The sequence below is a fragment of the Bdellovibrio sp. ZAP7 genome, assembly GCF_006874645.1.
GTDB lineage: Bacteria > Bdellovibrionota > Bdellovibrionia > Bdellovibrionales > Bdellovibrionaceae > Bdellovibrio.
Window position 1 is genome coordinate 1021269 of record NZ_CP030082.1, and the last position, 15114, is coordinate 1036382.

Sequence of the window (15114 nt, forward strand, 5' to 3'; positions counted from 1 at the left end):
GAGTTATCAGTCGTCTTGGTATTCTTATAGCAAACACTATTCCTTTCGTATTGAATTCAGGAGAGATTCGTGAAAACGGCTGCGCCATTTTGGCCCGGTCTGAGAGACAGAATGTCTTATCTGTTATAAATGTTGGAGGCCACTTTAAAAATAAGTAAGACCACTTCGCGGGGCTAGAGAACTATAATTGGTTTAATTGACAGTGAAATGAGGTTTATAAAATGGCATATAAGAATATATTTGTTGGAAAATTTGTCACCGGAGTTGCGGTGTCCATCATTCTAACGTCCCATCTTGCTTTTGCAAAAGATGTGTTCCTGGATGTCAGGACTTCGGAAGAATTTTCTCAAGGGCATATACCCAATGCCATAAATATTGATGTTCTTAAGTCGGACTTTAGTAGCAAAGTTTCAGAATTGAATCGCAATGATGTGTATAAAGTTTATTGCAAAAGCGGAAAACGTGCAAAAAAGGCCGTCATGATAATGCACGACTTAAAATTCAAAAATTTAGATAATTTGGGAAGCTATGAAGATGCGCAAGTATACTTCAAGAAGTCGCAAGATGCCGCCGGTACGCCATAGTATTGTTTTGGTATTGATTGCAATTTCTCTCACGGCCTGTGGTCACAGGGGCGTCAGTTTAGGCATGTACAAGCGGGAAGAAATTGTTCGAAGTAACTATCTGATCGATAATACATCAACTTATGAACTCGGGTTTACCTCGGATGAGTTTTCTGGGTTGCTCGCTAGCTCCTTTCCCATTTATTTGAAATCCGGTATTTCGTTATTGCAACGGAATTTTTCGTACCATGATCAAAACTATAATACAGGAAGTGGAAATATTTCTGCCCAGTTGATTAAAGGAACAATCGGTATGGACTTAATGTTTTCACGGCGCTTCTTCTTTTCCGCGTTAGTGGCTGGTGAAGTGCTCATTCACGAAAGTGAAAATAATATGCTTGGTTACGACCAGTCTGAATTTCTTTTGGGGAGTGAGGTGGGAGTGAAACTGCAGGAATCAACATACTTGTCTTTTTATGTCGGGTCTAACTGGGTTGATTTATTCTCTCAGACACGAGTGCCCATTGAGGTGGGTTTGATATTCAAGTATTTCTTTGTCGACGTCGATCATAGAAATAAACTTTAAGGAGTGCTGATCTATGGAGCCGCTTGCTGTGGAAAGTATGAATGGTGCGAATATTTTGCTGGGCAAGATAGTTCAAGAAATTAATACTAAAATGGGATCGGGGTGTCCATTTGATCAAATACTTGAATCTCTCTTTGATTCACTCATTATATTAATTCCATTTGATAGAATTGGCATTGCATTGGTGGATGCTGAGGCGAAATCGATTCGATTAGAATGGGTAAAGTCTCGAATAAGTGTCAACTCTATCAAGCGGGGCTACTCGGCTAATCTTGAGGGAAGCAGTTTAAAACGGATTATAGAAACAGGGGAGCCGCGGATCATAAATGATTTGCGCGAGTATGCTGCCGTAAATAATCAATCTGCTTCGACGAAATTGATATTAAAGGACGGGATGCTTTCCAATTTAACCTGTCCTTTAAGATCCGATAATAAAGCAATTGGAGTGGTTTTCTTTTCAAGTCGCGATCCCGACACCTATCGGGACGCCCATATTCAAGTATTCAAATCTATCGCTGATGAGCTTTCCGTTGTCGTGGAGCAGGCGAAGCTAAAGGACTATTTCACTGAAATTAGAAAACGTGATCTAGCGTTGTCCAAAATTATTCATGATATAAGGTCCCCCGTCAGTGTTATTGAGGGATATCTTGAATTAGCGTCTGAAGAGGAATGGTACGATTCTTTACCTGTAAAGTTTAAAGATATTTGCTCAATTTTAAAACGAAATACCAGTTCCATACTCAGTTTGTTGGATGAATTAAGAGAGTATTCATTGGTATCCATCCCTAAAGGTAGTCTGACGCCATTGAGTTTAGGTGAGGTTGCGCTGAATGATTTTTGTATTGATATTTCAGCTGTTGGCGAAATACTCGCGGCGACCAAGGATATTTCGTTTGAGACAGATTTGTCCGAAGGTTTGCCCCCCGTCATCACGATTGATCGGAATCGAATGCAGCGCGTGCTTGAAAATCTGATTACAAATTCAATCAAATTTTCCAAAAGAGGCACCAAAATCACTTTTTCAGTTTGGTCCCATGATGACCGAATTTACTTCTCGATAGCCGACGAAGGTTTGGGAATACGCACCGATGAACTACCGAAACTTTTCACTGATTTTGGAAAGACCAGCACCCTGCCCAGCGAAGGCGAGAAAAGTTCTGGGTTGGGCTTGGCGATTGTTAAAAACATTATAGAGCAACACAGTGGCCAGATATCCGTCGAAAGTAGTGTGGGACGCGGATCTACATTTACATTTTGGTTGCCTTTGGGAAGACCGTGAGAACGGTAATTTCTGTAATTGCATTAAAAGGACTGCCATTGTCCAGCGAAGGGCTTCGAAGCGATCAGGTGATTGTACAACAGAACCGCTTTGGAAGGAACGAATTCACCAATAGCTCAAAGGCTCGTTGGTGGCAGATTCTTTGGGGGTCAGTTAAGGATCCGATGATATTACTGTTGTTTGTAACCGGAACAATTTTTCTTTCGGTTGGTAATCGTCATGAGGCAATCACTCTTTATTTGGCGATTTTGCCTCTTTTATTGATGGATCTGTATTTACATCGCCGTACTGAACTATCAACTGAAGATTTAAAAAATAAAATCGGTAAGATTGCTTCGGTAATCAGAGACAACAAAGCTCGCGAAATTAATTGCGATGAATTAGTGCCCGGAGATCTTATTTTATTAAAGACCGGTGACGTTTTACCAGCGGACGGATACCTGGAATCTTCCGAAAGTATACTGCTCAATGAATCGGTTCTGACAGGAGAATCCCTACCAGTTAGTAAAGTGTCGTTGCCTACGTTGCCGACAATTTTGAACGATGATCAGATGTCCATTGATTCTGCTTGCCTTGTGTATGCCGGGACACGGGTGATGCGCGGAAAAGGCATCCTAAGGTTGTATAGAACTGGTTCTCATACTGAGTATGGAATGATCATCCAATCTTTATCGAGCGTTCCAAAAGAACGAACGGCATTGCAAAAAAGTATATCTGATTTGGTGAAGGTTCTTACCATAGCGGGCTTATGTGGTTGTGTCGTTCTTGGTTTGATTCGGCTGTTTCAAGGTGACAGTATAGCCAATGCTTTACTAAGCGCTGCAATTTTTGCAGTGGCTGCGATGCCAGAGGAATTTCCGATCGTGTTTTCATTTTTTTTAGGAGTCGGGGTGTATCGGCTTGCAAAGAAAAAAGCCTTGGTTAAGAGAGCTGTCACCGTTGAAAGCATTGGTAGAGTTCAATGTATATGTACCGACAAAACCGGAACAATGACCTCCGGTGAGTTGACACTCAGCGAGATTGTTCCCTCACAGGGTTTTTCGAGACAGGAACTTTTAGAAGCTGCGGCGAGCGCGTCGGAAGAACATCCGGTGGATCCCGTTGATGTCGTAATTTCAATAGCGTTCGGAAAAGATCACCTAAAAAAAATTAAAGTCTTTCCATTTACAGAAATGCGGAAAAAGGAAACTGCAATCTGTAAATCGGCTGAGGATCAAGTCATGGGCTTCAGCAAAGGAGCTCCCGAGGTCATCTTTAAACAGTGTGAACTAACCGAGGCTGATCTACTGTACTGGCGGAATCTCATTTCCAAATATTCTAATATGGGTATGAAAGTTCTAGCCTGCGCTCGCAAGGCGAAAGTTTCAGATCGAGAGATTGAGACGGAGCCCGTGAATGGATTTTCGTTGTTGGGTATTCTAGGGTTTTCTGATCCTTTGCGTCCGGGTGTTAAAAATGCGATCGAATTCTGCCAAAAAAATCGAATCAAGGTACTCATGCTTACTGGCGATCACCCAGGTACCGCTTTGGCAATCGCTTCCCAGGCGGGGATGGGAAACGAAAACCCCAAAGTACTGACTTTCGAGGATCGTCCTGAGTTGTGGAGCGAGCAAGGGATACTCGACCAGGCCTCCGAGCTTTTAGAATACGATGTCATAGCAAGGTGCAATCCACTTCATAAATTGTGGATTGTTCGTTCTCTCAGGACGCATTTTTCGGTCGTAGCGGTGACGGGTGATGGTGTAAACGATGTTCCAGCAATTCAACAAGCAGATATTGGAATAGCAATGGGCCAACGGGGCGTACAATCTGCCAGAGACGTGGCCTCTATCGTCTTAGCCGATGACAACTTCGTGACTATCATTAATGCGATACAAGAGGGAAAACAACTATTAAAAAACCTGAATTCCAGTTTTGAATATTTATTGTTGATGCAGGTCCCACTGGTGCTCGGCGCTTTGATAATTCCGATGATGGGACAACCGCTGCTTTTTTTACCAGTTCATTTAGTTTGGTTAGAGCTAATCCTTCATCCAACATCATTGTTGGGTTTTCAGATGGATGTATCTAAATCAAAAAAGTTCCAAGAAAGTGACTTTTTCAATAAAAAACAACTATTCGCTATTTCCCTTAAGGGATTACTAGTGTGTGTTTTTATGTCTTCAAACTTCTTTCTCGCTCTAGGGGAGAACAAAGGGGTCGGGTATGCAAGAGCCAACGCCTTACTGGTGCTAATATTGGCTGGCATTTCTTATCATCTATTTAAAACAAGGCTTTCGACGAGGGCGAGCTTTAGTATTTTTTTGTTAAACAGTGTTGTGACCGTTGCGATTTTTCAGGTTTCTTATTTTGCAACATTTCTATCGGTAGATGTCCTCAGTTTTTCTGACTGGGTAAGGGCATCTCTTATGGTAATTCTCTCGATCTCAATATCTGAATTAGTGATAAAAACGTGGAACTATAATTCATGAGACTTTTGATTTAGAAGCCGGGAAATCGTTCTGCGACTGATGCCCAATATTTCTGCCGCTCTGCCTTGGTGGAGATTCACCGAAGCTAATACATACCGAATATAATTTTCCTCCAGATCGGATAAGGTCGGAAAATTTCTAAAATAATTAAATTGTTGAAAATCTTCCCTTTCTTCAAAGCTGGGAAGATCGCCTTTTTCTATTTTTGTTTTATTCAGATTGAACACGATTGTGCGTTCGATAAAGTTTTCAAGCTCTCGAATGTTTCCGGGCCAAGAGTGCGACTTTAATTCGATCACGGCGTTTTCGCTAAAACTTAGATCCTCCGTAAGGGCGTATTTTTTGCTAAACTTTTTAGTAAACCCTTCAATTAAATCCGGAATATCATCTCGGCGCTGACGCAGCGGGGGGAGAGAAATGGGGATAACATTAAGCCGATAATACAGGTCCTCCCTAAACTTGGCATTTTTTATTTCGGTCTTTAGATTCTTATGGGTGGCAGCGATGATCGTGAAGTCTACTTTGTGTTCAAATGGGGAACCAATGGGCCGTACGCTTCGTTCCTGAATTACTCGTAAGAGTTTAGACTGAAGATGAAAAGGCATGTCACCTATTTCATCCAAAAAAACCGTTCCTCCGCGCACCGACTCAAAAATTCCCTTGTGATCACAAACTGCGCCCGTAAAAGCTCCTTTACGATGGCCAAAAAATTCTGATTCTAGAAGAGCTTCGGGGATTGCGGAACAATTGATAGCAAGTAAGGGTTTCGATGCCCTTGGGCTTAATCGATGAATATATCTTGCTAGCATTTCTTTGCCAGTACCACTTTCACCTTGGATAAGTATATTTGCATCGGTGGAAGCTATTCTGGGCAATGATCTTAATAGGTCCCGAATCAAGGGATGATGAGATCTAAAATCTGACGATGACAGTTGGTTCACACAGCCTCCGATCCCATGAAGTTACAACTTATATTTGAAAGAATAGTAAGACAGTAACTTCTTCTTTGGGAGTTACATTTGAGATGTGGACTTGTCTGCGGATCGTTGTTTGTCCTAAGCGAGTCTTTTGACACGAACATCTTAAGTGAAACACAAGCCCGCTTATGGAAGGTAAAGCGGGCTATATGTTAATGCACGGGAATTTGTTTGAGCTTCGATGATTCAGTTTTTGGTACGATTAATGTCAGAACACCGTTTTCAAATTTTGCATCGATTTTTTTTTCATCTATTGTACCAGGGATTGTGAAACTACGCTGATAAGAACCATAGTGAATTTCTGAAAGATGCGTTCTTTTTGTGTCCTTTTTCTTTTCTTCTTTGCGCTCGGCAGATACAGTGATTTGATTGTTATCTACTTCAACTTTTACCTGGTCTTTGTTCACCCCGGGCAGATCGAAAGTCATGATATACTGATTTTCTTCCTCTGCTAGATCGCAAGAAGGGGAAAACTCGAAAGACCCAAGACCGCCATTGCGTTTCATATTCATCAATTCATTCATTAATCTGTCAAATGAATCGTCTATGTTCGACAAACCACGAAAGGGACTTCTGTTCTCAAACCATTTTTGTAAATTGCTGGCCATTTTTTTTCCTCCTGATGTGGGGTTTTAATCTGAATTGAAAGCAAGATTGATGCCACTAAGTTTCCTTAGGCGAGTTTGTAAATGCGCCAATCTTTCTCACCAAGCGGTGACGATATGTCTCAATCTACTCAATTGATAATGGCTTTAAAGTTTTTCCTTCTGATACAAGATCATTTGGGAAATCCACAATAATGTCACCGGCAGCCAATCCTTCTGAAACGATGGCTTCGGTGGACGATTTTTTATCAATCTGAATAATTTGAATGTGTGCTTTGTCTTTATCAACTTTGTAAACTGCCCAGGAATCTCCGACTTTAAAAAGCGCTGAATTGGGAACGATTAATGAGTTTTCTGTTTGTGATATTACAAAGCGGACTTCGACATGATAGTTATTTCCAAGAGTTCTAGGCGGAGGATTGACGAACTTCAAGTAGATGTTTGTTTTTTCTTCTTCGATTCCCAGTGCTGACAGTTTAACAAATCCTGCTCTGCTAACGCGACTAACTCGTGCATCGAATTTTCTATCCTGGCCTAAGCCATCTATGATCGCAGGTGTCCCTTCGGTTATACGAACAGCATCTGTAGTTAATACTTCAACCATTACTTCCAGACGGTCTGGGTTTAATATTTCAATGATAGGCTCTCCTCTATTGATGGGGCCAGGGGAGTCTCGATAGATTTTTGATACAACTCCGTCCATGGGGCTTTTAATGTCTTTTATTGCGTCCCATCTCAGAATACCTAAAGTCTGATTTTTTTTAACAGGGTCACCGACATTAAAAACTATAGGTTCAAGGTCTCCGTTCGCGAACGCCGTGACGACAATCTTATCGTTGGAACGCACCACCCCGTCGATTGTCAGTACATCTTGAAAGGTCGCTTTTTTGATCACGTGGTAATGAACCTCAAGAGGTTTTGTTCGAGTTAATATCCACAGGCAAAGTAGGGCGATGATCAAGAGAGTGGTATATACCAGCAAGCTGACATAGTTTGATTTCTTGTTCATGCTATTCCCGTGCCTTCAAGGCTTCTGTCATGTTTATTTTTTTTATGCTTCGCAAGAGGAATCGTGCAATGAGGATATAGGATGCAATTAAAGAGAGGGCAGCCAGAGCATATGTTTCTGGATTTACTATCAAAGGGAAGCTTAGGGTTTCCGAATGAATAAGATGAGTGCTGAGGAATGAAAGGAAATATCCTAATGCAAAACCCGGAAGAATCGCCAGGATCAATAAAAGCCCCATTTCGGAGTACAGGATATTGAATATCTCACGCTCGTGAAATCCGATGATTTTCAAACTTGCAAATTCCCAGGCGCGTTCGGATAGGCTAATTCTCGAAAGATTAAAAAGTACTGCAATGGTAATGGTCAGTGCAAAAGCGAAAAGCATCATGGTAAAAGTTTTTATCATTTTCGACAGTACCTTGTTAAAGCTTTCGAAAAGAAGTCTTTTCACTTGAACGGCAAGAACTTCAGGCGCCTGTTTTAGTGCCAGATAGATTTTCTGGGATTGTGAAGGATCTATTTTAAGATAGGCAGTGTCACTACACGGTTGTTCATTGAGCCATCGGTGCAATTGTGACTTATGAGCATAAACTGAAACTCCGACCAAATCGTCAGCGAACGCACCAATATGAGCCTTAAAAGGTCCATGAGATTTGTCGCTAAGTTCAATGGTAACCTCATCTCCAACGCGCATTTTGAATTCTTTTTCAAAATACCGACTTACAAGAAGTGTAGAGTCGGTCCAGCTAGTCAATTCCTTCTGGGAATTTAGTATTTGTCGCATCCTCGAATTATCAGTTCCGATTACGACCGTACTTTTTTTGATATTTCGTAAGATAAGATTTATTCCTACAACTCTTGCAGTTTCAACCAGTTGCACACCCGGGAGACGCCGTAATTCAGCGGCAACGTCACCTTTTCTTGGGTGCAGAAATCTGACTTCTATATCTTCGCGGTTGGCTTCTCTAAACTGAATGTCGACAACGTAGTTCACGACGTCCGACCAAAAACTGCCGTTGATCAGAATTGCGGTCGCTGCACTCAATCCGATGACGGAAAACGACGCCCTTAAGGGGCGAGAGATAATATTGCGAAGGCTCATGGTTGCTCTCGTCGACATGCGGGAAGGTTTAATATTAGTAAATGTCCCATGACTAAAGACGTCTGATGCCAAGGCGGGTCGCATGGCTTCGGCGGGTTGCAATTTGAAGATACTTCGTAGTGAAATGAATGCCACAAGCCAGCCAGGCAGGAAAGTGGCCGCAAATCCGATAAACAATGACCAATCCGAAATTTGAAAATGAATTGCTGGAAACCGATAAAACTGTCTATAAAGGACGGCATACCATTGACCGATAGCGTTTGCGATAAGACTGCCAGGAATTAAACCCAATATTAAAATGACCGTCACCAGTTTCAGGTAATGTAAAGATATAGGCCAAGACCTATAGCCGAGCGATTTTAACGTCGCAATTTGGGCGCGATGCATGTGAATAAGACGATGAAGCACCGTTTGCAGAATAAATATCGCAACCAAAATAAACACCGCTGGAACGACATAGGACATGGACTTTTGTTGTCTGATTTCATCCTGAATAAAAATGTGACTGACAACGGACTCCCGTCCATATGCTCCCACGGTTCCGAAAGAGTTTAAAATATGATCAAGTGAAGTTTTGATCTGAGGAATAGATGACGGATCGTCGACTGTTAAAACAATGTTATTGAACGCTCCTTCAAGTCCGCTTATGTCCTGTAATTCATTTTCCAACATCCAAATTATTCCGAAATGTTTATCATCGGGAAACGGTGCAAAGGCGCTCAGTGCATAAATATATTCTGGAGAAATAGCGATTCCTGCGACCTGAACACGACGTTTCTGCGATTTAATTGTGACTGAAAATATATCGCCAGGTTTAAGGTGGTGGGCGTTGGCAAAACTTTCGTGCACTAGAACTTCGTGAACAGGATTGGCCTCTGGCCATCTTCCAGAACGAAGATGGAGTAGATTTATTCTCATGTCCGGGGTAATGGAAACTATGCGGGCGAGGGCTGGCTCGGTTTGATCTTTTAAATCAATAACCCCATCCATAATAATCCTGCTTTCCAAAGATTCTATGCCTGCAATATTATGAATTTTATCCAATGTTGAATACGGAGCGCGTATGACGTCGATGAATATATCAGCGAAGTTGTGACTCTTGTAATAGTCTTCTTTTGCACGGAATAGAGAATTGTAAGCACTCCAGGAGGCTATCAGTATTGCGGTTCCGCAGGCCATCAACACGGCCATGGAAAGAATTTGAAACTTCAAAGAAATCATATCTCGTAGGAGTTTCTGATTTAGTGGCTTCACCAAAAAACCTCCTCGATGGAAATTTTCTTGGTGTTATTCTCTTCACGAACTATTTTACCATCGCCCATAAAAAGAATTCGATCTGCCAGTCCCGCTATTGCCGAATTATGAGTAATGATGATGACCAACGTTCCCAGCTCATGATGGACTTTCTGGATGGCCGAAAGGACCATCTTTCCCGTCTGTAAATCCAGAGCTCCCGTGGGTTCGTCGCATAGCAAAACCTTGGGTTTTTTTGCTATGGCACGAGCTATGGCGACCCGCTGCTGTTCCCCTCCGGAAAGTTGGGAGGGAAAGAAATATTGCCTGCCTTCTAGGCCCACGAGCTTTAATGCTGCTTCGGGCTCCATGGGTTCTTCCGCAATTTCAGTTACGAGCTTAATATTTTCCAGTGCCGTGAGATTGGGAATTAGGTTGTAAAACTGAAAAATAAAGCCGACATACTTGCGACGGAATTCCGTTAGTTCCTCGGGGCTCACGGCGGTGAGGGTTTGTTTCTGAAATACTACTGAACCCGATGTGGGAATATCCAAACCCCCCAGGATATTTAGTAAAGTAGATTTGCCACTTCCAGAGGGGCCCAAAAGAACAACAAATTCACCGGGCGAGAAGCTTACATTGACCCCTTGCAGGGCTTGGACCCGAACTTCTCCCATTAGGTATTCTTTATTCAAAACGTTGCATGACAATAGCGGAGAGGTCATACCCCTCCAGGCCAAGTCTCAGGAAGGTCCAGCGCGCTAGTTCTAGTTTTAAGCGGATGCACCGCCGTACTTTCGTCGACAAAAACGAAAGCGTCATATCGTTGAGCGGGAATCGTAGGCACATAATTCAGTCGACGATTTTCATGACGAGGATCGTAAACGACACCGACGGCTCGATGACCATACTGTCTTTTTCCAAGATGGCCCTCACGCTCGTTAGCTTCAAAAACGATACTGAAACCAGAACTCTTCAGATCGCTGCAGGTTTTGTGACAGTAGTCTTCAAAAGTTGACGCGGGAGCCGGAGGGAGATTCATTTCAGTTTCTTTTCCTTCCCAGGAGTGTGAGGCTATAACCTTTCCCTGATATGTTCCAAAGCCGACCAAAGAGACTTCCTGAATACCAAATTGTTCCCTCGCGATACCTCCCAGATTGACATATCCTTGGCCGGCCATATCAGTAGCATGGTAATCACCGATATGACTGTTGTGTGCCCAGACTATGCACTTGCTTTCGGGCCCATGGTTTTTTAAAAGGGTTGCGAGGGTTTCAGCCATGTGAAGATCGCGAACATTCCAGGAATCGGGGCCACCGAACAACATCTTTCGATAATAGTCTTCTGCGTGGGCGACGATGCGAGCATTTTGTTGTGCATCTGACAATTCAGATTTCGAATTGTGGATTTCATCAATTCGAAGACGTAAAAGTTTTCGAAGGATGGAAAGGACTTCCTTACGACATCCCTCGGGAAACTGTGTCAGGTGACGTGCATAATCTTTTTCATTCTGATGAAAAACATCAAAGCACGAATAAGCGATTTCGACCGTCAAGCCCAAATCCAGATCTTTTTCCTGGGCGTAACTTTTAACAGCATCAATAGATTCAAAAAGAGAATAGACATCAAGACCGTAGATCGGTATTTGCTCCTCCTTTAGAAATTCCAATAGTTTGGTGACTTCGGAATTAGCCCACATCCATGTGGGCCAGCGAGAAAATTTCTTAAGCTCTGAATCCGCGTCTGAGGACGTACTTCCGTTTATAAATTTATTGAGTCGTTGAAAATCGGGCCAATCTCCCTCGACAGCAATAAAATTAAATCCGTGATCCTGAATCAGCCGTTCGGAGATCATACGGCGTAAAGCATAAAATTCATGGGTGCCATGGGTTGCTTCACCTAACATCACAATTCTGGATGTGGATATTTTCTCTATCACCTCATCAAGACTGCCTATTCCGTGAAATGGGACGGCTTTGTTCTTGAGTTCCGTCACGATCATTTCTTCGGGAGTGATCCTTGAACTGGATGTTAAATGTTTTTGAAACCAGGAAGATGCCTCCTCAACGACTTCAGTCAACGCACCTTCTTCCTCGAAAAGATGAGTGGCGCCAGGCACGATTACCAATTCCGCACTTTGCAGCGAAGTGAGTGCTTTTTTATTCAATGACAAGGTTGGTTCATCATTTCCACCCACAATAAGAAGGCAGGGAGCTTTTACAAACTTCAGCATGTCATCCGCTAGATCGGGGCGTCCACCTCTGCTAACAACTGCAAATAATTTGTCTGGGATCTCGGCGGCAGCATGAAGGGCGGCACCAGCCCCTGTACTGGCACCAAAAAATCCTATGGAGAGTTTTTCAGTCTCTGGAAGTGCCTTCATAGTCCGCACAGCTAAGAGCAAGCGCTGGGCCAATAGAGGAATATTAAAAACATTAGCTCGATTTTTGGACTCTTCGTCAGAGAGAAGATCAAACAATAGTGTGCTAAAGCCGACTTTGTTCAATTCCGTGGCAACATATTGATTTCTGGGGCTGTTACGACTGCTACCACTTCCGTGGGCAAAGATAATGAGACCTTTTCCGTTGGGTACAAGATTCAAATTTCCTGGTAAGGAGATATTGTCACCGTCAATGGTCAGTTCTAGTTCTCGGATAAATTCCGTATTGCTCCTGGATTCCTTAAGTTTTGCAATAACTTCCTCGTCCGAGACTTGATCGAATTCTTCATACCATATTCCCACTGACGTAAAATTCTTGGGAGTCATTAAACAGAATACTTCATCGGCAAGTTCTTTGATCTGAGCAACACTGTCAGGGGCTGCAACCGGAAGTGCCACGAAAATCTTACGCGGATTTTGCTTTCGGAGCATGCGTAGGGCGACAGTCATGGTTGCACCAGTAGCCAGTCCATCGTCAACCACAATAATGTCACGGCCGTTCATCGATTGACGGTTCGTGTTTCCACGAAATCTTCTTAGTTGTTCTTTAAGATCCTTGGATTTTAGAGCTGCCGTTTTTTTAATATAGGAACTATCAACATTAAGCGAGCGTACGGTATTCTGATTTAAAATTACCGTACCGTCTTCACCAACGGCTCCGATTGCAAATTCAGGATTTTGAGGAGCGCCAATTTTTTTAATTCCTACAACATCCAAAGGACATTGTAGTACACTGGATATTTCTGCCGCAACCGGCACGCCACCTCTTGGTAATGCCAGAACAATGGGATTGTATAATTCGAAATTTGAAAATTTCTCTGCTAAAAGTTTTCCTGCCTGAACTCTGTTCTCAAGTCTCTCCATAGAATACTCCTAACGATGTGCGTTGCCTGGGTAGTCATAGTCTCTAAGGCGGTCATAAATATCTTTTTTGTCTTCGCCATAACCGATGATGTTCTGCATTTCTTGGAAAGCAGCGAACATCAGATTAAGTCGTTTTTGGTCGGCTTCCACGATCCTGCGAGTAAGTTCAGCCATGTCTTTTGAGTTGAATCTTTTATAGGCAGCTTCTTTAAAGAGAAGGGATTTCATCTGACCTATGTCTTTCCTGATGTTTCTGGATTCGTTATAAGTCTTTAAATAGAGTGCATGAAGTCTTTTTCTTTGATCATCAGTTAGACCTGGCGCAGATGAAAACACGTCAGCCGCACGTTGGGCGATTTCGTCTGGGCTATTGGCTTGAGGTTCAGCATGAATCCTTTGCTCGAGGGTGGAATGCTGAGGTGGTGTCGTCGCACAACTTACCGAGGCAATGATGAGGCATAACAGAAGGGAAATTTTTAGCATGAGAAACTCCTTGGTCATGTACAAAGCAACTCGCATGCCTCGCTATTAATAATAAGCGTGCGCTAGAATTATAATTTAGGACATTTCGTCGCTTGAATGAGACAAGTTGTCCTTTTGATTTTAAGGACCTGTTGTAACCTCAATGTTATAGCTGGTGTTGAGCAGGGGAACGATCGTTTCAATTTTCAAATCTCGTTCAATCGATTTTCGTAGTTCGTCAGATGCTGCAGGTTCGCCATGTACCAAAAAGACTTTCTTTGGTTTGCGACCTGCTTGTGATAGCCAGAACAAAAGTTCAGGTTTGTCAGCGTGGGCAGAAAAACAATCTGATTGAATAATTTGTGCATTCACGTTTACAAAATTGCCATGTACCTTTACCTGTTTTGCACCGGAAGCGATGGACCATCCTCGAGTTCCCACGGCCTGAAAACCGGCAAGTAATATCGTATTATTCGAATTTTCTGCAAATGCTTTTAGATGATGTAAAACTCTTCCGCCGGTCAGCATACCGCTTGCCGCGATGATGACCATAGGGCCTTGTTTTTCATTTAATAACCGAGATTCCTCAGCACTTCTGATAAAATTTATCCTGGAAATATCGGCTGCAAATTTTGCGGCATTGATTCTTAAGTAGTCAGGGTACTTACAATAAATTTCGCATATTTGGCTCCCCATGGGGGTGTTAAAATAAATAGGAAGTTCTTCAGCCACAAGTCCAAGATTTTTTAGTTGGAGTATTTCGTAAATCAAATTTTGCGCTCGACCTAATGCGAATGCGGGAATTAAAAGAACGCTTTTCCTGCGCCAGCAGTCGCCAAGTAGTTTTTTAAGCTGTTCGAATGAGGTTACGCTGTCGTGGACTCTATCGCCGTATGTTGATTCCATAATTATGCAATCAGCTTCACCCGGAGGCAGGGGAGCGGGCATGAGAGGATCTTGATATCTTCCGATATCTCCAGAAAATAGCAGGCGTTGGGTCTCGTTCGATATATATACCGAAGCCGCCCCCAGAATATGGGCGCTTGACTGAAATTGAATTTCCAGAGAGCCCACTGAAAATTTAGAATAGAAATCTATTGCTTTTAGTAAGGGCAGTGTTCTTTTCACATCTTCTAAGTCATAAAGGGGCTTGGCCGGCGTGTGCTTGCTAAAATGTTTTTTATTCGCAAAATCAGCTTCTTCAATCTGAATTTTTGCTGAGTCCTCGAGAATGACTTTAGTAATATCCAAGGTTGGTGGTGTGCAATATATAGGACCCGTGAAGCCTTGTGCGACCAGCAAAGGGAGGTATCCGCAATGGTCAAGATGTGCGTGGGTTAAGATCACGGCTTTTAATTTTTTGACATCAATATTCAGCTTTTCCCAGTTCAGAAGACGAAGTTGTTTCAAGCCTTGAAATAGACCGCAATCCACGAGTATTTGATCATCACCGCTAGTCACAAGAAATTTTGATCCAGTGACAGTGCCGGCTCCGCCTAAGAATGTAATATTCATTTTATTTC

At 42.7% G+C, this 15114-nt stretch carries 12 protein-coding genes; 4 read left to right on the top strand and 8 right to left on the bottom strand.

The window, feature by feature from the left end; translation table 11 throughout:
- Positions 1-221 precede the first annotated feature (221 nt).
- From DOM22_RS05020 to DOM22_RS05035, 4 genes are read left to right on the top strand one after another with little or no spacing between them, the layout of a single operon-like run.
- Positions 222-584, top strand: a complete 363-nt coding sequence (locus tag DOM22_RS05020; protein ID WP_142699324.1) for a rhodanese-like domain-containing protein — start codon at positions 222-224, stop codon at positions 582-584.
- Positions 529-1149 (top strand): hypothetical protein, encoded by a 621-nt coding sequence (locus tag DOM22_RS05025; RefSeq protein WP_210415684.1) that lies wholly within the window; start codon positions 529-531, stop codon positions 1147-1149. The genes DOM22_RS05020 and DOM22_RS05025 overlap by 56 nt, the downstream gene beginning before the upstream one ends.
- A 13-nt stretch (positions 1150-1162) precedes the next feature.
- Entirely contained in the window at positions 1163-2428 is a 1266-nt protein-coding gene (locus DOM22_RS05030) for a cell wall metabolism sensor histidine kinase WalK (RefSeq protein WP_142699326.1), read from the top strand.
- Positions 2425-4899: a cation-transporting P-type ATPase gene (locus tag DOM22_RS05035; RefSeq protein ID WP_142699327.1), complete on the top strand. Its 2475-nt coding sequence runs from the start codon at positions 2425-2427 to the stop codon at positions 4897-4899. The genes DOM22_RS05030 and DOM22_RS05035 overlap by 4 nt, the downstream gene beginning before the upstream one ends.
- Here the strand turns inward: DOM22_RS05035 and DOM22_RS05040 are convergent.
- The 8 genes from DOM22_RS05040 to DOM22_RS05075 form a co-directional block, all read right to left on the bottom strand.
- Complete coding sequence (locus tag DOM22_RS05040) at positions 4887-5840, bottom strand: sigma-54-dependent Fis family transcriptional regulator (protein WP_142699328.1); 954 nt, start codon at positions 5838-5840, stop codon at positions 4887-4889. The two genes, DOM22_RS05035 and DOM22_RS05040, sit on opposite strands and share 13 nt — an antisense overlap.
- A 188-nt stretch (positions 5841-6028) precedes the next feature.
- On the bottom strand, positions 6029-6484 hold the full coding sequence (locus DOM22_RS05045; RefSeq protein ID WP_142699329.1) for an Hsp20/alpha crystallin family protein: 456 nt from the start codon (positions 6482-6484) through the stop codon (positions 6029-6031).
- 124 nt (positions 6485-6608) lie between these two features.
- Positions 6609-7490: an efflux RND transporter periplasmic adaptor subunit gene (locus DOM22_RS05050; RefSeq protein WP_142699330.1), complete on the bottom strand. Its 882-nt coding sequence runs from the start codon at positions 7488-7490 to the stop codon at positions 6609-6611.
- A 1-nt stretch (position 7491) separates the two neighbouring features.
- Positions 7492-9846: an ABC transporter permease gene (locus DOM22_RS05055; protein WP_142699331.1), complete on the bottom strand. Its 2355-nt coding sequence runs from the start codon at positions 9844-9846 to the stop codon at positions 7492-7494.
- Positions 9843-10502 (bottom strand): ABC transporter ATP-binding protein, encoded by a 660-nt coding sequence (locus tag DOM22_RS05060; RefSeq protein WP_246845852.1) that lies wholly within the window; start codon positions 10500-10502, stop codon positions 9843-9845. The genes DOM22_RS05055 and DOM22_RS05060 overlap by 4 nt, the downstream gene beginning before the upstream one ends.
- Positions 10503-10546: 44 nt before the next feature.
- The gene (locus DOM22_RS05065; RefSeq protein WP_142699333.1) at positions 10547-13129 is read right to left on the bottom strand and encodes an erythromycin esterase family protein; all 2583 of its coding nucleotides are present in this window, start codon (positions 13127-13129) and stop codon (positions 10547-10549) included.
- Between the two features lie 9 nt (positions 13130-13138).
- Entirely contained in the window at positions 13139-13612 is a 474-nt protein-coding gene (locus DOM22_RS05070) for a hypothetical protein (RefSeq protein WP_142699334.1), read from the bottom strand.
- Positions 13613-13732: 120 nt separating this feature from the next.
- Positions 13733-15106, bottom strand: coding sequence for an MBL fold metallo-hydrolase RNA specificity domain-containing protein (locus DOM22_RS05075; protein WP_142699335.1), 1374 nt, complete (start codon positions 15104-15106; stop codon positions 13733-13735).
- Between the last annotated feature and the right edge of the window lie 8 nt (positions 15107-15114).